Source organism: Stappia sp. P2PMeth1, from assembly GCF_900185735.1.
GTDB lineage: Bacteria > Pseudomonadota > Alphaproteobacteria > Rhizobiales > Stappiaceae > Stappia.
Map to the genome: position 1 here is coordinate 86,137 of NZ_FYAW01000019.1, position 21,910 is coordinate 108,046.

11 protein-coding genes are annotated in these 21,910 nt (G+C 67.0%); 8 read left to right on the plus strand and 3 right to left on the minus strand.

The annotated features are described in order from the left end of the window. Positions 1-349 precede the first annotated feature (349 nt). The 6 genes from P2PM1_RS11400 (at position 350) to P2PM1_RS11425 (ending at position 15,675) form a co-directional block, all read left to right on the plus strand. Complete coding sequence (locus P2PM1_RS11400; RefSeq protein WP_186399146.1) at positions 350-13,048, plus strand: hypothetical protein; 12,699 nt, start codon at positions 350-352, stop codon at positions 13,046-13,048. A gap of 38 nt (positions 13,049-13,086) precedes the next feature. Further along, positions 13,087-13,260 (plus strand): hypothetical protein, encoded by a 174-nt coding sequence (locus P2PM1_RS11405; RefSeq protein WP_186399147.1) that lies wholly within the window; start codon positions 13,087-13,089, stop codon positions 13,258-13,260. A gap of 93 nt (positions 13,261-13,353) precedes the next feature. Next, entirely contained in the window at positions 13,354-13,854 is a 501-nt protein-coding gene (locus P2PM1_RS11410) for a phage tail protein (RefSeq protein WP_186399148.1), read from the plus strand. A 34-nt stretch (positions 13,855-13,888) separates the two neighbouring features. Then, positions 13,889-14,416 carry a phage tail protein gene (locus P2PM1_RS11415; RefSeq protein WP_186388867.1) on the plus strand — a complete coding sequence of 176 codons (528 nt, stop codon included), beginning with the start codon at positions 13,889-13,891 and terminating at the stop codon, positions 14,414-14,416. A 10-nt stretch (positions 14,417-14,426) separates the two neighbouring features. Further along, positions 14,427-14,960 carry a phage tail protein gene (locus P2PM1_RS11420; RefSeq protein ID WP_186399149.1) on the plus strand — a complete coding sequence of 178 codons (534 nt, stop codon included), beginning with the start codon at positions 14,427-14,429 and terminating at the stop codon, positions 14,958-14,960. Between the two features lie 34 nt (positions 14,961-14,994). Further along, positions 14,995-15,675, plus strand: coding sequence for a GNAT family N-acetyltransferase (locus P2PM1_RS11425; RefSeq protein WP_186399150.1), 681 nt, complete (start codon positions 14,995-14,997; stop codon positions 15,673-15,675). Between the two features lie 9 nt (positions 15,676-15,684). Here the strand turns inward: P2PM1_RS11425 and P2PM1_RS11430 are convergent, their stop codons facing one another. Together P2PM1_RS11430 and P2PM1_RS11435 are read right to left on the minus strand one after the other, a co-directional pair. Then, complete coding sequence (locus P2PM1_RS11430; protein ID WP_186399151.1) at positions 15,685-16,008, minus strand: hypothetical protein; 324 nt, start codon at positions 16,006-16,008, stop codon at positions 15,685-15,687. A gap of 191 nt (positions 16,009-16,199) precedes the next feature. Continuing rightward, positions 16,200-16,607 carry a hypothetical protein gene (locus P2PM1_RS11435; RefSeq protein WP_186399152.1) on the minus strand — a complete coding sequence of 136 codons (408 nt, stop codon included), beginning with the start codon at positions 16,605-16,607 and terminating at the stop codon, positions 16,200-16,202. A 181-nt stretch (positions 16,608-16,788) separates the two neighbouring features. Here P2PM1_RS11435 and P2PM1_RS11440 point away from each other — a divergent pair, with 181 nt between their 5' ends. Further along, positions 16,789-17,559 carry a SapC family protein gene (locus P2PM1_RS11440; protein ID WP_186394805.1) on the plus strand — a complete coding sequence of 257 codons (771 nt, stop codon included), beginning with the start codon at positions 16,789-16,791 and terminating at the stop codon, positions 17,557-17,559. 111 nt (positions 17,560-17,670) lie between these two features. On the opposite strand, the gene P2PM1_RS11445 is transcribed toward P2PM1_RS11440, so the two are convergent. Beyond that, on the minus strand, positions 17,671-18,213 hold the full coding sequence (locus tag P2PM1_RS11445) for an invasion associated locus B family protein (protein ID WP_186388861.1): 543 nt from the start codon (positions 18,211-18,213) through the stop codon (positions 17,671-17,673). 343 nt (positions 18,214-18,556) lie between these two features. Between P2PM1_RS11445 and amt the strand changes: the two genes are divergently transcribed. Next, the gene (amt, locus tag P2PM1_RS11450) at positions 18,557-21,862 is read left to right on the plus strand and encodes an ammonium transporter (RefSeq protein WP_208985259.1); all 3,306 of its coding nucleotides are present in this window, start codon (positions 18,557-18,559) and stop codon (positions 21,860-21,862) included. Positions 21,863-21,910: the final 48 nt, after the last annotated feature.

Genomic DNA, 21,910 nt, shown 5'->3' on the forward strand with positions numbered 1-21,910 from the left:
TCCTCCCAGACAAGTTTGCGGCATCGACGTTGCACCGGCAGACCCCGGCACGAGGGTGCATCCACCGCCCGATGCACCTCATAACGCGCCTGTAACGGCAGTCGTTGCAAGTGTCACCCGCCGGCAACAGGGATTAAGGAATCCTTACCGCACCCACCCATGGCGTGTAGCGACGATTGCATATCCCTTAAAGGTGGTGAAAGTGGCAGGTGCACGCACCATTATTTCTGGCGTGCCTTTTATTGCTTGCAGGCGTTGACGTGCACCTTGGGAGGGGGCCATTTCCTACCGTTTTCCTCATAGCCGTTTTCGCGCAGGGCCCGGTCGCGAACTGCTGTCCACATCCTGCGTGGCCGCCCTGCTTGCCGGAGCCGGATCGGCGGCGGCCCAGGATGCGGCGCCCCAGATCGATCGCTACTGGGGCGCGTGGGGTGAACTCGGCGCCCAGGCCGGTTCGGAATCGGCCGCCTTCCTCGAAGGCTTCATGCCCGTCGGACAGGACGGCGACAGCCTGGTCTTCCTCGACCTGCGCCTCGACTATGGCGAGAATGCCCGAGGGTCGATGTCGGTCGGCTTCGGCATCCGCGAACTGGTCGCCGACGATCTGGTGCTCGGCGCCAATGCCTTCGTCGATGTGGTCCGTACCGAGAACAGCAAGTACCACCTCGGCGCCACGTTGGGCCTCGAGGCCTTCACCTCCATCTTCGACCTGCGGCTCAATGCGCATATCCCGCTGGGCGGCGCGACCGAACTTGCCAGCCGCACCGTCGCCACCGGCGTCGACATCGTCAACAACCAGCTCGTCGAGCAGCGCGCCCTGGTCGAACGGAAGGAGGCCCTGCTCTACGGCCTGACCGGCGAGATCGGCGCCCTCTTCGATTCGCCCTTTGCCCGTGACCAGCAGTTCCGCACCTATGTCGGCGGCTATGTCTACGACCGCGGCGGCTACAAGATGGAGACCGGCGCCCGCCTCGGCGTGGAATACCGGATCAACGACGCGCTCGGCTTGTCCGGCTCGCGCCTGACGCTGGGCGCCGAACTCGTCTATGACAAGCACGACAAGCTGGATGCCATCGCTTCGGCGCGCTTCCGCATGCCGCTCTATGCCGGCCGGGTCGAGGCCGGAGACGATCGCGCCTCGCGCCTGACGCCGATCCGCGAGCGCATGGGCGAGGGCGTGCGCCGCGACAAGGGCATCCGCGCCGGCACCCGCACCCGCTCGTCGGCACAGGCCGCCATTCCGGTGGTCAACCCGACCACCGGCCGCAGCTATGGCGGCATCTATTATGCCGACAGCACCGGCGGCGGCACCGGCGGCTTCCTCGATCCGACCAGCCTGTCCGCCGCGCTCGCCAGCGCCGGCGCCGACGGCATCGTCGTGGTGCTCGGCGACAACGGCACCGTCACCACCTCCGGCGTGACACTGCAATCCGGCCAGGTGCTGGTCGGCGGCGGCCAGAGCGTCGCCGTGCGCCTGTCCAGCGGCCTCACCACGAATTTCCTGACCTCGGGCAGCGCCGGCACCATCGACGGCGATCCCGGCGTGACCACCGTGACCCTGGCCGACAACGTCCTCATCCAGGGACTGACGCTGCAGGGCGGCACGACGGTGATCGCCGGTAACAACGTCGCCAATGTCCGGCTGTCGAACCTGGCGATCGAGAACGCCGTCGACGGCGTGCGCATCACCGGCGCGACCGGCGCCTCGCTGAGCAACCTCACCTTCAGCGGCATCACCGGCACGTCGGTCTTCCTGAACAACCAGTCGGCGACCCTCTCGAACATCACCATCGACGGCGGCACCAACGGCGTCTCGATCGCCAACAACAGCGGCACGACGAGCCTTTCGACGATCAACATCTCCAATGTCACCGGGGATGCGCTGTCCTTCGCCAACAATGGCGGCGTCATCAATGTGAGCAACCTGACCGCCACCAACACCGGCAATGACGGTGTGGTGATCACCGGCGGCGGGTCCTTCGCCTTCACCGGAACGACGGTGATCGACGGCCTCGGCGCGGGCACGACCAGCGACGGGTTCGACCTCACCGGCACCACCGGCGCGACGATCTCGACAGGCGCCGTCGCGATCACCGGCCTTGGGTCGGGGACGGGCCTGAACCTTGCCGGCGGCGATGCGACGGTGACGATGGCAAGCCTCGACGTGACCGGCACCGATGCGGCCGGCTCGCGCGGCATCGACATCTCCGGCACGCAGAACGGCCGCGCGGTCACCATCACCAATGGCGGCACCATCTCGGGCGTCGACACCGGCATCGTGCTCGGCAGCAACGGCGCGGCAGGTGCGGCCCCCAGCGCCACCTTCACCTTCGGCGGCGGCAGCGTCTCCGGCAACACCTATGCGCTGGACGGCATCGGCGTCGTTGCCGGCAACGGCTCCTATGCCTTCGGCTCGACCGCCTTCACCGGCGGCTTCAACTTCGCCGTCAGCCTCTCCAACAACTACTATGTCGCCGCCACCGCCACCGGCACCGGCGACGGCTCCAGCGCCGACAACCGCGCCTCCATCGCCACCGCCATCGCCCAGGCCAGCAGCCTCGGCGCCGTCAACTTCATCCTGATCAATGACGGCTCGGCGATCGACACCGCCGGCCTCACCTTCACGCTGGACGACGGCCAGACCATCGACACGTTCGGCGAGGGCCGCTCCTTCACCGAGGCCGGCCTCGTCATCCCGGTCAACATCACCGGCGCCAACCTGCCGGCCGGCGGCATCGCCATCACCGATCCGACGGGCCTGGGCGCGGCGACGCTGACCAACTCCTCCGGCGCGGTGGCGACCCTGTCGCTCGCCAACGGCAACGCCATCCGCAACATCCTCATCGGCAGTTCCGCCGGCAACGCCATCTCCGGCTCCGGCATCGCCGGCCTCACCCTCACCGGCGTCACCGCCACCGCCGGCATCGACCTTGTCAACACAACCGGCGCGGTGACCCTCACAAACCTTGCGATCTCCAACACGACCGGCACCGCCCTGTCGCTGTCGGGCGCCGGCGGCACCGTCACCGGCAGCAATGTCGATATCGCCGGCGGCAGCGCGCTCGCCGTCAGCGGCGGCGATGCGACGATCTCCTTCGACGCCGCCAGTTCGATCGTCAACGGGTCGGGCACCGCCGTCGCCATCACCGGCCGCATCGGCGGCAGCTTCAGCCATTTCGGCGCGATCTCCTCCAACGGCGGCACCGCCTCGGGCATCACCATCTCCGGGGCGACGGGCACCAGCAACGTCACCTTCGGCGGCCAGGTCTCCCTCGGCACCACCACCGCGCTCGGCGGCGGCCTCACCCTCGACAATGCCGGCACCGCCTCCACCATCGCCTTCACCGGCGGGCTCGACATCGTCACCAGCGGCGCGGCCGCCCTCACCGCCAGCGGCGGCGGAACCCTCAACATCACCGGCGGAACACTCTCCGCGACAGGCGGCGCGGCGCTCAACCTCGCCGGAATGGCGGTCGACGTGACGCTCGACCAGGTCAATGCCACCAATTCCAACATGTCCTCGGTGGTGCTGCAGAATCTCGACGGCTCGTTCTCGGTCAATGGCGGCGTGCTCTCCACCGTCGCCAGCGGCACGTCGTTCAACAGTTTCGACGTCATCCAGAACGACAGCGGCGCCGCCCGCTCGCTGACGCTGTCCGTCGACAACCTGACCATCACTCACGACGCCTCCGGCGCCACCCTGACACCGACCGAGCACGGGCTCGTCGTGACCACGAGCGGCGACGACAGCGCCATCGTCTCGATCTCGAATTCGACGTTCCGGACCGAAGACAGCGGTGTGCGCGTCATCGCCAACAACGGTCTGGCCACGGTCACCAACTTCGCCAACAACACGCTGCTCGGCGACGCCACCTCCTTCGATCCGGCGGTCTTCGGCAATGGCGTGATGTTCCAGGGCGTCACGTTCGACGCCGATCCGTTCACAGCCGGCATCCAGGCCGTCAATGGTGGCACCTTCACCGCCGGCACGCCGGGACAGACGGTTGTCCACGGCATCTTCTTCGACAACACGGCCGGCGCCAATTCCGGCCGGATCGATTTCAGCAACTACACCGTCAATGCGATAACCACCGGCCTGTCGCTGGGATCGGGCAATCCCGGCCTGACAGTCGGGATCGTCGACGGCGACATCTCCGCCGGCACCGTGCGGCTCGGCAGCGGCAGCGGCGTGGCCAATGGCGACATCACCCTGTCGAGCCTGACGCTGAGCTCGGGTCTCAGCGCCAACCAGTATGCCGGCTCCTTCTCGGTCACCGGCGCCACCACCATCACCGCGCCGGAGACCTTCCTGGATCTGGGCGGCGGCAACTTCCTGCGGACGACCACGACGGCGGTCTCGGTCGCCAGTTCCAGCGCCGCCTTCTCGTTCGACACTCTCACCATCGGCACCTCCGGCGCTTCCAACGTCTCGACGGGCGGCGCCACCGTCGGCATCGATCTGAGCAGCAACAGCGGCACCTTCACGGTCGGCGGCACGACAACGATCTCGAACACGGCCGAGGATGCGATCCGCATCACCTCGACCAGCGGCGCGATCAGCTTCGGCCAGACGGTGATCAGCAATCCGTTCGCCGCCTTCATCCCCGCCGGGTCGCCGTTAAATGCGCGCGAAGCGCGGAGCGCAGCCGTCGACATTTCCGGCACGATCGACGGCAACATCTCTTTCGCCAGCCTCGACATCGCACTGAACTCAGGCGACTCGACGGGTCTGGAGATGACCGGGGCAACGCTCAACGCCGCCGTGACGGCCGGCGATTTCGACGTGACCGGCAATGGCTCCGCCGGCACCATCGCGGTCGACCTGCGCGGCGCGCTCGGCGGCGGCACGGTGCAGCTCGGCGACACGGTGGCGGGCGGATCGTCCAGTTCCATCGCCGGCGTCCATACCGGCGTCTTCCTCGACAACACCACCAATCTCGCCTTCACCTTCGGCGATGGCGAGGACACCACCGACACCGGCTCGTCGATCTCGGCGACCGTCGCCATCGACGCCGGCAGCGCCCCGGTGGCCGGCACCTACAATTTCCGTGACATCGCCTTCCAGACGAGCCCCGGCAACGGGTTCGGCCTGGGCCGGGTCTATTTCGTCGACGCCGACGGCGCGGTCGGCGGCGGCGACGGCTCCGGCTCGGACGCCTCCAACCCGATGACCCTGGCGGCTGCGGAGGCCGCGATCGCGGCGGGCGACATCATCGTCTTGATCGACAATGGCATGGCGATCAGCACCGCCGGCAGCAATGCCAATGACACGCTGAACCTGCTCGACAACGTCCAGCTTCTCAGCTTCGGCGACGGAGCGGGCGGCAGCCAGGCGCTCGCGGTCAACATCACCGCGCCCCCGACCATCCTGCTGTCTGCGGCCGGCCTCACCATCGCCGACCCAACCGGCAACGGTGCCGCGACCCTGACCACGACGGCCGGCAACGACATCATCACCCTCGCCTCGACCGGCAACCGCATCTCCGGCGTGATCCTCGAGGGCGGCGGCACGACCACGACGGGTATCCGGACGTCCGGCACATCGACCGGACTGACGGTGGATCAATCGATCATCCGCAACTTTTCCGGTTTCGGCATCTCCATCGGCACGTCCGTTGGCACCGCCATCTCGAATTCCTCCTTCTCGGGCAACGCGGGAGATATCACTCTCGGCAGCGCCTCGGGCACCACCCTCTCTAACCTCGTCTCGACGGGCGCGACCGGAACCTCCCTCTCGCTATCCGGCACGAGCGGCACGACGGCGCTGAGCAACCTGTCGATCACGACGGCGAGCGGCGGTCGCGGCCTGCTGTTCACCAATGCCGGCGGCACGGTCACCGGCACGAATGTCGACATTTCGGGCGGCTCCGCGATCCGCATCTTCGGCGGCAACGCAGCCTATTCGTTCGACGCCGGCAGCACCTGGGACCTGACGGGGGCAACGAGCGGAACCTCCGTGGAGCTTCAGGACCTTGCCGGCGGCAGCTTCGCCCATGCCGGCAGCGTCAGCGCCAGCGGCACGGGGGTCGCGGGCCTCACCGCGAGCGGCGCCTCGGGCGCGCACAGCGTTTCCTTCACCGGCACCGTGGACTTCGGCACCACCAGCAATCGGGTTTCCGTTGGTATCCTGATCAACAACAACGGGCAGGCGGCGGACTATACCTTTGCCGATCTCGACGTCGCCTCGTTCGGCGGGCTCGCGCTGTCGGTGCAGAACGGCGGCACGATCGGGATTGGCGGGGGGACACTGTCCTCCCTCGACAGCGAGACCGTGTCGCTCGCCAACACCGGTATCGGCGCCGGCGGCATTACACTGACCTCGATCGACAGCAGCGATGTCGGTGCCGCCCCGGCGATCGGCCTCGATACCGTTTCGGGCGGCGCCTTCACCGTCACCGGAACCACGACGGTCTCGGGAACGCTCGGAGCCGGGATCCAGATCACCGGCACCTCGTCGGCGGTCGGGTTCGGCACGACGAACATCGCGACATCGTCCGGCTTCGGCCTTCTCCTTGACGGCAATTCCGGCACCGTGGGCTTCGGCGACACGGCCATCGCCATGAGCGGGTCGAGCGGCCGGGCGATCCGCGCCACCGGCGCCAATGGCGCTATCACCTTCGGCGATGTCGACATCACCGGCGTCGGCGCGTCCGGAACCGGCCTCGACCTGTCCGGCGGCACCTTCGACGGCCAGATCACCTTCGCGACGCTCGACATCACCGGCACCGGAGCTGCCGGATCGCGCGGCATCAACCTGACCGGCTATACGAACAGCCAGAACGTGGTGACCACCGGGGCCAGCACGATCCAGAACGTGCAGTTCGGCGTCGACCTGACCAATGCCGATATCGCCGATGGCGTGCGGTTCCAGTTCGGCGACGGTTCGGCGCCGGTGGCGAGCACCATCGACACATCGGCAGTCGGCGGCAACGTCGCCATCGTCACCACCGGCCTCACGGCGACCGGCGAGTACAATTTCGAGGATGTCGACTTCGGAACGAGCAACGTCGCCAACCTGCAGGGCGTCAGCTACTACGTCGTCGGCACCGATGGCAGCGTCGGCCCGGGAGCCGGCAGTTTCCTCACTCCAGGCACCATTGCCGGGGCCGAGGCGTCAGGCGCCTCGGCGATCATCCTCGTCGACAACAGCCGCACCGGCGGCGACGACGGCACCAGCAACCTGATCGACGCGGTGGTGCAGGGCGACGGCACGCTCAACCTCGCCGGCGGCCAGGTGCTGATCGCCATGATCGGCGGAGAGACATTCGACCTTGCAACGCTCGGGCTTTCGGCCGGCGGCGCGCCGGCAAGCCTGAGGCTCACCGGCATCAACACCGGCACCTCGGTGACCGCCTCCGATCCGGCCATCGACAGCGTCCGGCCGATCCTGACGACTTCGGGTGCCAACAACACGGTCGAACTCGCCGGCAATGCGACGCTGCAGAACGTCATCATCGCCAATGCCGGCAGCGGCGCCGGCATCCTGGCGAGCTACGGCGCGGGCTCGGACGCGGCGATCCGATCGAGCACCATCGGCGGGGGTACCGGCGCCTACGCGTTTGACGTCGCCACCACCGCGGGCAGTTCCACGGTGCTTCTCGACGGCGTGACGCTGAACGGCGGGTTGCGCCTCGACGGTACGGCCGGCGGTTCGCTGGCCTTTTCGACGAGCGGCAGCAACACAATCACCAGTTCGCAGACGGCAGCGCTGACGCTCGCCACCGTCGTGGCGGGCGGCAACATCGGCTTCGACCAGATCACCTCGACCGGCGACGCGGCCGGCATGCGTCTCGACGGTGTGTCGGGCGCCGGCAGCATCACCATCCAGAATGCCGCCTTCACACGATCGGGCACCGCCACCGCAGATGTCGTCGCGCTCGCCAACCTCACCACGTCCGGCGCGCTCACCATTTCCAATCTGGACATCGGGTCCACCAGCACCCAGACCTTCGTCGGCCTCGGGACTTCCGGCACGACCACCACGACCCTCAACATCGGCACCGGCGCGAACGGCGTGGTCATCAACAACACCGGCCTCGGCATGGTGTTCACGGGATCACACGGTACGGTGAATGTCGGCACGGCCGGCACGGGACTGCAGATCGCCTCGCGCGGCACGGCGGTGACCTTCGCCTCCGACAGCACCGGCACCTTCGCCCTCGGTCATGCGGGGGCGACCTCGGCGCTCACCGCGACCCCCGCCGCCGGACCGGCCTTCGGCATTGCCTATGCCGGGTCCGACGCGGTCGTGACCGCGACCAATATCGACATCAACGGCACCGGATCGGACGCCGGCGCCCACGGCATCTTCATCCAGGACGACGACGGCGTCGGCTCCTTCACGCTGACCGGGACGAACACCATCGATGCGACCGGCGGCGACGGCGTCTTCATCCAGAATGCCAACGCCACGATCTCGGGTCTGACGCTCGGAGCCAGCAGCCAGATCTCCGGCGGCGGCATCCGCATCGCCAACAGCAATGCGATCGCCAATACCGTATCCCTGTCCGACATCACGATGGGCTCGGGCGGCAATGGCGATACCGGCGACATCGCCGGGTCTGGCCTTGTCGTCTCGTCCGCCGGCGCGGGCACTTTGACCGTCAACCTGACGGGCACCAACGTCATCCGCTCGACCGGCACCGCCTTGCAGGTCGCCGAAACCGGCGCCGGCACGGCCAACAACCTGCTGCTGTCGATCGACAACACGACCTTCGAAACAGGCTCGTCCGCCGCGACCGTGTCGGTCATCGGCCAGAACGTCTCGACGACGGCAAGCTCGATCGGCATCCGCTCGTTCGCCAACAACACGGTGATCGGCAACGGCACCGGCGGCGGCATCCGCTTCGAGAAGGTCGACTTCGACAGCGACGGCGCGGGCGCGGCGGTTGCCGCCGGCACGCTGAATGTCGGCCAGGGCACGGGCAACCGGGTTGCGGGCAACGGCCTGTCGCTGATCGACACGACCGGCGAACTCGGCTTCACCACGCTCAACATCTTCAACGACGGCGGCACCGGCCTTGAGGTCGACACCAAGACCAATGGCTTCAACACCGTCTTCACGCTGAATGGCGGCGGCTCCGGCACGGTCGACACGACGAACGGCACCGCGCTGTTCCTCGACCCGCTGACCATGAACCTGACCTTCGGCACGGTGAACTCGACCAATGCAAGCGGCTCGGGCGTCTATGTCGAGGGCGGCAATGCGACAGCGGCCGGCAACAACGCACTGACCATCGGCACGCTGAACGTCACCAACTCGACCACTGCCGGCTTGCTGATCACCAATTCGGTCGGCACGTTCAGCATCGGCGCCACGGTCATCAACAATGCCGGCACGGCCGGCGGCGGTGTCGACATCGACGTGACCAATGGCGACACGCTGAACCTCACCTTCACCGGCGATCTCGCCATCACCACGAGTTCCGGCACCGGTCTCGACGTGCAGAGTTCCGGCGGCTCGACCGTGACGCTGCGGACCGCGGCGGCCGCCACCACATCGATCACCACCGACACCGGCCGTCTGATCAATGCGGAAAACCTGTTGGCCGGCGTCGGCGGCATCAATTTCGACACGCTCACCGCGTCCGGCACGGTTGCCGGCCACGCTATCTCGCTCGACCTCGATGCCGGCGCCTTTTCCGGCGGCACCCTGTCGGTCGCCGGCACCACGGGCGGACACGGCGTCCTTCTCGGCGGCACCGGCGGAACCGTTGCCTTCGACAGCGCGACCATCGCCAATGTCGCGAACAGCTTCTTCGGCGTGTCCAGCACGCATGCGGGCACCGTCACCTTCACGACGGTCGGCATCTCCGGCAGCCAGAACGGCATCTACACCTATGGCGACGGCGCGGTGAGCGTCAACGGCGGCACGGTCAACGTCGCGGGCGGCCGGGGCGTGTGGATCAATGGCGGCGGCGGGGCGATCAGCATTGCCGCCGCCATCACCCAGAGCGGCGTCGGCGAGGCCGTCTATGTCGTGTCGCGAACCGGCTCTACGGCCGCGCTCTCCGGCGACATCACATTTACCGGCAGCGGCGCGACCGGCATCAATGTCGAGAGCAACACCGGCGGAACGATCACCTTCTCCGGTCTCGGCACGCTGGCGACCGGCGCCAATACGGCTGTCCGGTTGCTCAACAACACCGGCGCCACCGTCAACTTCACCGGCGCTCTCGACATCGACACCACCTCCGGCGCCGGCTTCTCGGCCTCGGGCGGGGGCACCATAACGGTGTCCAATTCCGCCAACACGATCGATACGGCGACCGGGCAGGCGATCCTGATCGACGGCATGACCATCGGCGCATCGGGTGTCGCGTTCAACACGGTCACTCAGACCGGAACGTCGACCAGCGACGTGATCCAGCTTACCAGCGTCGGCGGCGCGGGCACCTTCTCGGTCGCCACCTCCAGCATCAACAGGACCACCGGCAGCGGCCTCCGCGTTTTCGGATCCTCGGCCGCCGTCTCGCTCGGCACGTTCGACCTCGGCTCGGCCTCCAACGCCGACAACGCCGCCTACGGCATTCACCTCAACGACAACTCCGGCAGCTTCACCGTCACCGGCAACGTCAACATCATCAATCCGACGCTGCGCGGCGTTAACATCACCGACGCGCAAGCCAGCTTTATCGCGAATTTCCAGGGCCAGACCGAGGTCCGCAACTCCACGAATGCCTCAGCGACGGTGGGCGCCGGCTTCGTGCTGCTGGGCAACCATTCCAGCTCGTCTGTCACGTTCGCCAATCTGGTTTACAACGACGAACAGCGCGGCGCGGGGGCGGCGGGCGGCCGGGCACTGGTCAGCAATGGCGGCACCCTTGCCATCGCCACCGGATCCCTGGTCACCAACAACGCGCTCGGCAACGACACCTATGCCGTCGACATCAGCGGCACGACGGCGGGTGCGGGCGGGATCAACTTCGGCAACGTCACGATCGACCACGACGATAGCGGCGAGTCCGGCGGCGGTCTCCGCCTGATCGACAACACCGGCAGCTTCACCTTCGGCTCGATCAACCGGATTGCCACCAACAATGGGGCCGGCATTCTCGCGAGCAATACCGGCACGCTCAATATCGGCACGACGAGCGCCGGCAGTATCGAAGCCAACAACCGCGCCGCGCTCGACATCAGCAGCACCACGCTGAACCTCACTGCGACCAATGTCAGCTCGACGAACAGCACCGGCACCGGCATGGCCTTCAACACCGTCGGCGGCACGGTGAACCTGACCGGCAACATAACCCTCACCGGGTCCGCCTCGACCGGCCTGTCGATCGCCAACAGCGCCGCCAACGCCGCTTTCACCTTCTCCGGCTCGAACAACACCATCTCCAGCGGAGCCCAGACCGGCATTTCGCTGTCTGGCAACAATGCCACGTCCACGGTCAGCTTCACCACCGGCACGCTCGCCATCACCACGACGAGCGGCGTGGCGATCCAGGGTGCCGGCACCAACGGCACGGTCAGCTTCAACGATGTGGACGTCACCGGCCTGACCAGCGGTACGGGCCTCAGGCTCACCAGCACCTATCGCGGCGCGATGACGTTCAACACGCTGGACATCACCGGCACCGGCGGCGTCGGCTCGAAGGGCATCGATCTTGCCGGCTATGCCAACAACGCCGATGTGGTCATCGCCAATCCGAGCGCGATCCACAACGTCCAGACCGGCATCGACCTGACCAACGCCAATATCGCGGACGGCGTGCGGTTCCAGTATGGCGACGGTTCGGCACCCGTGGCCAGCACCATCGACACCACCGGCTTCGCGGTGGTCACGACGGGCATGGCCGCGACCGGCACGTTCGACCTGGAGGATGTGGCCTTCGGCTCGATCCTCGGCACGACGGACATCTCCAACCTGCAGGGCGGAGCGAGCTACTTCGTCGTCGGCAGCAGCCAAACCAGCGGCGCCGGCACCTTCGCCGACCCGGGCACGCTCGCGGAAGCGCTCGCCTCGGGCCAGGACATCATCGTGCTGATCGACGAGACCGCGAACACCACCCAGGACACGATCAATCTGGGATCCGGGTCGTTGACCCTGCCGGACGGCCGGGGCCTGATCTCGCTGGCCAATGGCCAGAGCGTCGACGTCACCACGCTCGGCTTCGCCGGCGGCGGCGGCGCGCCGGCGAACCTGCTGCTGACCGGAATCTCCGGAGGTTCGGCGGTCATCACGGCAACGGGCGGCACGATCGACAGCGTGCGTCCGATCCTCACCTCGTCCAATGCCACGGCAACGGTGCTGCTTGGCGGCTCCGCCGCGTTCTACCAGGTGGAGATCGTCAACACCGGCGCCGCGGGAGCACAACCGGCAGCGGCGATTCGCGGCGTCTTCGCCGCCGGTTCGCATACCCTGCGGCTCCAGAACAGCACTCTGCGCGGTAATGGTACCGGCACGCAGGTCGTGCTCGATATCAATGCCACCGGCGGAGAAGTCGCCTTCAACGTCACCGGCAACACTTTCCATAGAAGCAACAACGGTGGCTATCTCTCCCGTTTCCAGACCTCGTCCGGCGGCAGCCTGCAAGGCACGATCAGCGGCAATACCATGTCGAGCAGCGCCACGGTGAACGCCATCTACATCGGTGTGGCGAGCGGCAACAACGCCCTGACGATCCAGAACAACACCATCACCCTCAGCAACGGTGCCGGCATCGCTGCCCAGTTGGATGGCAGTACGGCACGTCTCGACCTCGCCATCCTCGGCAACACAATCAGCGCGAACAGCGGCAATAGCGTCCAGGTGGAAAACCTCGGCTCGGGCTCGGCAACGGTCTGCGTCAACATTGCGAACAATACGTTCGTGACCACCCCCAGCGACTACTTCGACATCGTCATCGCGAACACCGCCACATTCCATGTCCAGGGCCTCGGTGCGACCGATGCCACCGCGCCGGACTTCGATCCAAATAGCCAACCCGTCGAAACTTACCTGTCGGGGCAGCAAACCTCGGCCCCCTCGGGCACGATCGTGAACCCCTACACGTCGACCCAGCCGTTCACCGCGGGCACCTGCAACCTGCCCACCGGCCCCTGATCCAGGCGGCTCACCGCCGCCGCCCGCGCGGCGGCGGCATGACCTCGAAGGCCGTCCGTTCGGAACAGGACGAAGACCGCGCCGCAGGCATGACCACAAATGCAATCGAACAGCAGAAAAATCTATTTTTGGTTGTAAAATTCCCCTCAAAGTCAACTTTTCTCGCAGAAAATGAAGTTTTATTAGCGCTTGATATCTATCGTAAATTGTAACAGGATCGGCGCATAGTTTTTGGCCGGGGCTTTTTCAGAGATTTTCATTCCCGGTCGCGGCTCGCGACACCCATAGGCGCCTGGGAGGGCGGAATGTCAGAACCGTTTCTTGCGGAAATCAAGATCTTGAGCTTCAACTATCCGCCAAAGGGATGGGCCTTCTGCAACGGTCAGCTTCTGCCGATCAACCAGAATCAGGCCCTGTTCGCTCTGCTCGGGGTCACGTATGGCGGCAATGGCGTCACTAATTTCGCCCTGCCGGACCTGCGCGGTCGCGTGCCGATTCACACCGGCGCCGGGCATGCCCTTGGCGAACCTGCCGGCCAGACGACCCATACGCTGACCATCACCGAGATGCCGCAGCACACCCACTTCGCCGAGGGATCCGGCGCGAGCGTAAACACCGCCACACCGACCGGAAACTACCTCGGCGAGAACCCCGCACTGCTCTACGGGCCATTCGCGGAGGCGGTCACAATGAAGGCGACCAGCCTTGCAAGCGTCGGCGGCAGCCAGCCGCACCAGAACATGCAGCCGTTTCTGACGCTGAATTTCTGCATCGCGCTGCAGGGCATCTTCCCGTCTCACAACTGATCCACGTTGTCTCGACAGAACGAGGAGAATCCTCATGTCCGATCCCTACGTTGGCGAGATCCGCATGTTCGGCGGCAATTTCGCGCCTCTCGGCTGGGAGTTCTGCAACGGCCAGCTCCTGTCCATTTCCGAAAACGAGGTGCTCTACAACCTGATCGGCACCACCTATGGCGGCGACGGCCAGACCACTTTCGCCCTGCCGGACCTGCGCGGCCGCCTGCCGCAGCATTTCGGCCAGGGTCCCGGCCTGCCGGACTATGCCCTGGCGGAGATCGGCGGATCCGAACAGGTCACGCTGACCACCCAGCAGATGCCGAACCACACGCATCCGCTGCTGGCCAGCGGGGCGGCCGGCACGCAAGCCTCGCCGCAGGCCCATGTGCTGGCAACAAGCCCGGCCGGCAACTCCTATTTCTCCTCCCAGAGCGCGCCGCCGCTGGTGCAACTGGCGGCCAACTCGATCCTGCCGGTGGGCGGCAACCAGCCACACGACAACATGGCGCCGTATCTCGCCGTCAGCTTCATCATCTCGCTCTACGGCGTCTATCCCTCGCCGGCCTGAGAGGTTCCCCATGTCCGACCCTTTCGTTGCGGAAATCCGTATCTTCGCCGGCAACTTCGCCCCCAAGAACTGGGCGTTCTGCAATGGCCAGATCATGCCGATCTCGCAGAACACCGCGCTGTTCTCTCTGCTGGGAACCACCTATGGCGGCGATGGCAAGACAACCTATGCCCTCCCCGACCTGCAGGGCCGCTCGCCCATGCAGCACGGACAGGGACCGGGGCTGACGTTCCGCGCGCTCGGCGAGTCCGCCGGCACCCCGACCGTGACGCTGCTCCAGACCGAAATGCCGCACCACACCCATGCGCTGCAGGCGGTGGCATCCGGCCCCCTCAGTGGAGCCAACAGCCTTTCGCCGGAAGGCAACCTGCTGTCTGCACGAAGCGGCGTCGCCCAGTACACGGAAACCTCCACACCGCCGGAGTCCATGGCGCCGCAGATGGTGGCGATGCAGGGTGGCAGCTCGCCGCACAACAACATGCAGCCGTATCTGACGCTGAACTTCATCATCGCGCTGTACGGCATCTTCCCGCCGCGTCCGTGAGGGCGAGGCAGGCGAGCACGCAGGACCGCGCAAGATGAGCGAGCAGACCCCGGTCCCGGACGAGCGCCCTCGCCCGGGCTCCACCGGCAAGTCGAGCGTGTCCGGCGTCGCCGTACCGGAGAGCCTCGGCCCGTCCGCCCCTCCTGCCCGGACGGGGTCTGCGAACCTTCCTGACCTGCCGCGCGCACGGGAACGGGGGCTGGGCTTCCGACGGATGCGGGAGGCCGACGACCTGCCGTTCCTGTTTCGCCTCTATGCCTCGACGCGGGAGGAGGAGCTTGCCCCGGTGCCATGGAGCGCGGAACAGAAGCAGGCCTTTCTCGCCCAGCAGTTCCAGGCCCAGCACAGCCATTACATGCGGTATTTTCCCGGCAGCGACTGGCTGATCGCGGAAGTCTCGGGCGGGCCCGTCGGCCGGCTCTATCTCGACACGCGGGACAGTGAGATCCGCATCATCGACATCGCCCTGATGCCGGACCAGCGCGGCCAGGGGCTGGGTCGGGCGATGCTGGAGGACGTGCTGGCCCTCGCCGCCGCTGGCGGGCGGAGCGTCAGCATCCATGTGGAGCAGTTCAATCCGGCGATGCGGCTCTACCTGCGCCTCGGCTTCGTCACGTCCGGCGAGGCCGGGGTCTATCAACTGATGCGCTGGTCGCCGCCGCGCGATCCGCTTTCCGGCCCCGTGATCGACACCGAGACCGGATCGCCGGCTTGACCGCTGCGGTCAGGTGAAGACGGCCTCATAGAGGCGCCCCTGCGCATCATGGCCGACCGGCACCAGGAAGAGGTCGAGAGCCGCCTGCCGGCCGCTGTCCGGCAGGCCGACCTCCAGCCGGTGAATCGCCTGTTCGACAAACGGCGTGGCCGGGCCGCGAAAGACAACGGAGAAGGCGCCGCCCGCGCGCAAGCCGGCTCCGCTGCCCATCTGGCGAACCTCCTCGATCGACAGATCGACCGTGCCATTGGCCGCGACCAGCAGGATCGGCTCCTGCCGCATCGCCTCGAAATCGGTCCTGGTTACCGTCGCAAGATCCAGCATGTCGGTCATCCGTCCCCCGTTGCGGCATCGGCCCTTGGCATCGTGAAAGACGCAGGACGATCCAGTGTGGTGACTTTGAAAGTCGCCTCGTTCTGCCAGCGCTCCTCGGAGCCTAATTCAAACTCCAAAACCACATTAGAAACATAAGCTTGCTCGACACTCTTTTCGACTCTGAAGTTCGCACGGGACCGGCAAGACAACTAGTGCCCCTCTCCGTTGCCCGTGACCGGACGGCGCCGCAATCTCGGCACGGGGAACCGGCCGAAGCCGAGATCGATGACCCGGGCGCCGGGGCTGCGAGCGGCGGTGGCCGGTTGCGCGGGCGTGGACAGCACATCGCCGCTGCGGATCGCGGCCAGCGTTGCCTCGACCACCGGGGCGAAACCACCCTGGTTGAGCGCGCCCAGCATCAGCAGCGTGTTCGCCGCCGCGCCGTCGAAGGCCCAACTGCAACCGACGAAATCGCAGCCCTCCAGCACCGGCAGAGGGCCGCCCTCATAGCGCATCCGGCAGTCGCGAAAGACGCAGGCCCGATAGGCCACGCCATCGAGGCGGATGTCCTCGCCGCTGAAGGTCACGCCCTGGTGGCTTTCGCCAAGTGTCGCCATGGTTTCCCGATCTTCCCCAACGCCGCGCGCGGAGGCCGACTCCGTCGGCACTCGCGCTTATTGAAGGCCGGATGGTATGGTCTAGGCAACCAGCCGTTGGACTTGTACAAGAAATTCGCCGTCCGGTCGTCGACGGGGCAGCAACCATTCATCACAAATGCATAATCGAGGACGGACCATTATGACCAGCACCCAAGCCGACACGGACACGCCGCGCCCGGCGTCGGGAGGGCCGTCCGCGCTGCCGCTGTTCTACAGCCGCCCGGAAGCCCTCAGGGCCGACCGCCACGGCGACCTCGGCATCGCTCTTGCGCCGGATTACCGGTTCGCCGCCCGCACCCATGCCGTTCCCCTCAATGCCATCGAATTCGGCGTCGCCGCGCGCCATTATCCGATCGTCTTCGCCGCCGGCACCACCCCGCCGGCCGCCGTCGCCGTGCTCGGTCTGCGGCAGGACCGCAACCTCTTCGTCGACGGCGAGGGGGCCTGGGCAGCGGACACCTACATTCCCTCCTATGTGCGCCGCTATCCGTTCATCCTGGCGCGCAATGACGAGGCGAGCGAGTTCGCCCTGTGCATCGACGCAGCCAGCGACAAGATCGCCGCCGACGGGGAGACCCGGTTTTTCGAGGGCGCCGAGCCGACCGAGGCGACGCGCAAGGCGCTCGACTTCTGCGCCGCGTTCCAGCGCGAGAGCCGCGAGAGCGAGGCCTTGATGCGCCAGATCGCCGAGCACGACCTGTTCGCCCCCAATGCCGGCCGCTTCACCCTGCCGGGCGGCGAGGTGCTCAATGTCAACGACTTCAGCATCATCGACGAGACCCGCGTCAACGCCCTGTCCGACCAGGCCTTCCTCGATCTGCGCAAGAGCGGCGCCCTGCCGGTGATCTACGCGCATCTGTGGTCGATGCGGAACTGGGCGGACCTGGTCCGGCGTACGGCCGAGGCTTGAGCTTCGCCTCCACCCTGACGCGCAACGGGCGGGCCCATCGGCCTGCCCGTTGTTCGTTTCCCCGGCAGACCCCCGCCCGCCGGGCCTTTGGCCACCGCGCCGGGCAGCCGCTCAGCCGCCGAGCTGGCCATAGGCGGCGGTGAAGCCGATCAGCGTCACCGGGATCGCCAGATCCTGCTGCTGCGCGGTCTTGAAGGCGACGATCAGGCGCTGCCCCTTCTTCAGCGAGGCCAGCAACTCGTCGCTGATCGCCGTGCCGGCATAGGCGCCATTGGCGTCGCTGGTCTGGATCGCCATCGCCACCGGCTCGCCCTCGTCGACCTGGATCTGCGTGCCGGTCGGCAGGAAAACGCCGTGCGGCAGCGCCAGCACCAGCGCATGGTTGGGGGCGCCCTCGCGCGGTTCGACGACAACGGTCAGCAGGCGCTGCCCGCTGTCCTGCATGACGATGTTCTGCAGCGCCCGGCAGCGCTTCGGCGCCGTCTCCGTCGCCTCCGAGCACTGCACCACCCAGTTCGGCGCCGCCGCGCCGCCCTCAGCCGGTTTCGGCGCGGCATCCTGCCCGGCGGCCGTGCCGAAGCTTGCGCCCAGGATCAATCCGGCCAATGCGGCACGACGAAAACCGGAAACGGAATGACGAAAAGAAAAGGACATGAGCGGATTTTCCATGACGTAGGAATGCCTGTGCGATGTGCCGGTTGCAATCAGCGCGCGATCCTAACCCATCGCTGCGGAAAGTGAAGCGGCTGTTGGCCGATCTCCGGCCTCCCGGCCATGGCTGCGCCTGCGGAGGCCGGTCACCCGGGCGAAAAGCTGCCGCTAGGGAAGAAGTACATATCGCGATGCACAATAAAAAGCCGCCGGTCGCAATGGCTTAAGCGGGCTCTCTATCATGCAATCCTGACGTTCAATCCACAATCATGAGGTTTCAATCAGTTTTTAACTGCTGGTTCCTAACCTGCGACAAACAAAGGACAGACGGGGATCTTGGGGGCACATGGCGGCATTCGGCTCAAGGCTTCGACAGCCTATCCTGGCTTGCGCCGCAGCGCTGGCGGTGCTGTCCGCAGGGATCGCACAGGCGTCTGCGAGCGAGACGGCGGCACTGACTTCGCTGCACCGCACCCTGGACCTGGTCTGGCTGCTGGTCGCCGCCGGCCTGGTGCTGCTGATGCAGGTCGGTTTCCTGCTGGTGGAAGCGGGAACGGTGCGTTCGAAGAACGCGATCAACGTCGCCCAGAAGAACCTCCTGGACTTCACATTCTCCGTGCTGGTCTTTGCGGCCGTCGGCTTCATGGTCGCCTTCGGGCCCACATCCAGCGTCGGGATCGGCTTCGATCCGGCCATGCTGCTGCTCGGCGGGCTGGATTCCTGGGGTCTTGCCTTCTTCGTCTTCCAGGTGATGTTCTGCGGCACGGCGGCGACCATCGTCTCCGGCGCGGTTGCCGAGCGGATGCCGCTGGCAGCCTATGTCGCCTGCTCCGTCTTCATCGCCGGCCTGGTCTATCCGGTCTTCGCCCACTGGGCCTGGGGCAATGCGCTCGTCAAAAATCCCGGCGCCTTCCTGGGCAATGCCGGCTTCGTCGATTTCGCCGGCTCCACCGTCGTGCATGGCACCGGCGCGTGGATCGCGCTGGCGGCCTGCCTCGTCATCGGTCCGCGCATCGGGCGCTTCGACGCCGAAGGCCGGCCGGTGCGCTTCCAGGGGCACAGCCCGGTGCTGGCGACCGCCGGCGCCTTGCTGCTGTTTGTCGGCTGGATCGGCTTCAATGGCGGCTCGACGCTGAAGGCATCCCCGGACATTGCCCATGTCATCGCCAACACCGTGCTGGCCGCCGCCGCCGGCACCTGCGCCGGCTATCTGACCGCCTGGGCGCGGGAGGGGGTTCTGCTGCCCGCAAAGGCTTTCTCGGGGATGATCGGCGGGCTTGTCGCGGTCACCGCCGGCTGCATGGTGCTGGAGCCGCAAGGGGCGCTGGTCATCGGCATTGCCGGCGGCTTTGCCGCGGTCGCCGGCATCTCTGTCCTTGAGCGGCAGTTCCGGATAGACGACGCGGTCGGCGCCATCAGCGTGCATGGCATTGCCGGCGTGGTCGGCACGCTCGGCCTCGCCCTGCTGGCCCCGGTCGCGAACCTGCCGACCGGCGACCGGCTGGCACAGCTTGCCGTGCAGGCGGGCGGCGCGGCGCTCAACTTCGCCTTCGCCTTCACTCTTGGCCTGATCTTCTTCCTGGTCCTGAAGCGGGGCGTCGCCCTGCGCATCGACCACGACGGCGAGATCCGCGGCCTCAACGAGGCCGAGCACGGCACCCGGCTCGGCATCGGCCATGTCGAGGATGCCGTCGGCCGGCTCGTCGAGGGGCGGGCCGATCTCAGCCTGCGCTTAGCCGTGGAGCCGGGCGACGAGGCGGAGCGGATGAGCAGGCTGTTCAACCGTCTGATGGAGTCGATCCAGAACGAGGAACGGGCGCGCGGCCGCGAGGCGGAGTTGCGCCGCGCGGAGGAGGAGGCGGAACGGCTCACCGCGCTTGCCAATGCCACCTTCGAGGCGATCGTCATTTCGGTACGCGGCACGATCATCGACGGCAACCACGCGCTGGAGGAACTCACCGGCCGATCGCTGGACGAGCTCAAGGGCAGCGCGATCCTCGACCATGTCATCGAGGAGGACCGCGAGCGGGTGCGGCACCAACTCGCCCTGAGCGAAAGCGGTCCCAACGAGTTGCGCATCGTTCATGTCGACGGCAGCCTCGTCCCGGTGGAGGTGCGCGCCCGCGAAGTGATCTATCGGGGCGAGCGCACCCGGGTATCGGCCATTGTCGACCTGCGCGACCGCAAGAAGGCGGAGCAGCACATCCGCCACCTCGCCCAGCACGATCCGCTCACCGACCTGCCCAACCGGACGGTCTTTTCCGAGCGGCTGTCGGCGGTGCTGGCGGAGGCGCGGCGGCGCGGGGGATCCGCCGCGGTGCTGATGATCGACCTCGATCGGTTCAAGGAAATCAACGACGTTCACGGTCATCTCGCCGGAGACCGGGTGATCCGCGTCACCGCCGACCGGCTGAAGGCGATGGTGCCGGGTACCGACACCGTGTCGCGGCTCGGCGGCGACGAATTCGCCGTCATCCAGCACCAGATCGCCTTCGCCAACCAGGCAGCCGACCTCGCGCACCGGATCGTCCATGTCCTGTCGCAGCCCATCGATTGCGGCAACGGCTTGACGCTGCGCAGCGGCGCCAGCATCGGCATCGCCGTCAGCCCGCTGCATGGTGACGACGCGGAGATCATCGTCTCGCGCGCGGACACCGCACTGTACAAGGCCAAGAGCCTCGGCCGAAACACCTATTGCCTGTTCGAGGACGGCATGGACGCGGTGCTGCGCAAGCGCCGGCTGCTGGAGGCGGATCTGACCCTCGCCGTCGAGCGGGAGGAGTTCGAACTCCACCTGCAGCCGCGGCTCGACCTCAGGAGCAACGGCATCGGCAGCTACGAGGCGCTGATCCGCTGGCATCACCCGGAAAAGGGGATGATCAGCCCGAACGACTTCATTCCCGTCGCCGAGCAGTCGGGCCGCATCATCGCCATCGGCGAGTGGGTGTTGCGCCAGGCCTGCGCCATCGCCTGCGCCCATCCCGAGATCCCGCGCATCAGCGTCAATGTCAGCCCGCTGCAGTTCCGCGAGAAGCACTTCGTCGAGACGGTGCGCGAGGTGCTGGAAACGGCCGGGCTTGCCGCCAGCCGGCTGGAACTCGAAGTCACCGAGAACGTGCTGATCGACGACGACCGGCGGGCGCTGCAGATCCTTACCGCGCTCAAATCGCTGGGCGTGCGCATCGCCCTCGACGATTTCGGCACCGGCTACTCGTCGCTCGGCTATCTGTCGCGCTTCCCCTTCGACGTCATCAAGATCGACCGGTCCTTCATCCGCGCCATGCGCAAGACGCCGAGCGCACGCTCCATCGTCGAGACCATCGTCCGGCTCGGCGACGCGCTCGGCATGAGCGTGGTGGCCGAGGGCGTCGAGGAGGCGGACGAATTGCGGGTGCTGGCGGAGGAAGGCTGCAACGAGGTGCAGGGCTATCTGATCGGCCGGCCGGCGCCCCTGTCCGAGTTGCAGACGCGGCTCGACCCGACGACCGTGGCGCTGCTCGTCGCCATGCGCTGCGCCGACCCGGCGGACGATGTCCGCGAGCGGGCGGCGCCAGTGCTGCGCAGCACGGCCGGCCGCATGCGGGAGATGCTCGGGCCGCGCGCGCCGCATCCCTCCCGCCGCCGCCCCCTGCAGGTCCGCGGCAGCGATTGACGCCCCCGGGACCCGATCTTCCCTCCGTGCTGCGGCGCAAAAAGCGGT

Bases quoted from the DNA above. Each gene is read 5' to 3' on its own strand.
- amt (WP_208985259.1), top strand. From the start codon at position 18,557: ATGGCGGCATTCGGCTCAAGGCTTCGACAGCCTATCCTGGCTTGCGCC.
- P2PM1_RS11425 (WP_186399150.1), top strand. From the start codon at position 14,995: ATGAGCGAGCAGACCCCGGTCCCGGACGAGCGCCCTCGCCCGGGCTCC.
- P2PM1_RS11435 (WP_186399152.1), bottom strand. From the start codon at position 16,607: ATGGCGACACTTGGCGAAAGCCACCAGGGCGTGACCTTCAGCGGCGAG.
- P2PM1_RS11440 (WP_186394805.1), top strand. From the start codon at position 16,789: ATGACCAGCACCCAAGCCGACACGGACACGCCGCGCCCGGCGTCGGGA.
- P2PM1_RS11445 (WP_186388861.1), bottom strand. From the start codon at position 18,213: ATGTCCTTTTCTTTTCGTCATTCCGTTTCCGGTTTTCGTCGTGCCGCA.
- P2PM1_RS11410 (WP_186399148.1), top strand. From the start codon at position 13,354: ATGTCAGAACCGTTTCTTGCGGAAATCAAGATCTTGAGCTTCAACTAT.
- P2PM1_RS11420 (WP_186399149.1), top strand. From the start codon at position 14,427: ATGTCCGACCCTTTCGTTGCGGAAATCCGTATCTTCGCCGGCAACTTC.
- P2PM1_RS11430 (WP_186399151.1), bottom strand. From the start codon at position 16,008: ATGACCGACATGCTGGATCTTGCGACGGTAACCAGGACCGATTTCGAG.
- P2PM1_RS11405 (WP_186399147.1), top strand. From the start codon at position 13,087: ATGACCTCGAAGGCCGTCCGTTCGGAACAGGACGAAGACCGCGCCGCA.
- P2PM1_RS11415 (WP_186388867.1), top strand. From the start codon at position 13,889: ATGTCCGATCCCTACGTTGGCGAGATCCGCATGTTCGGCGGCAATTTC.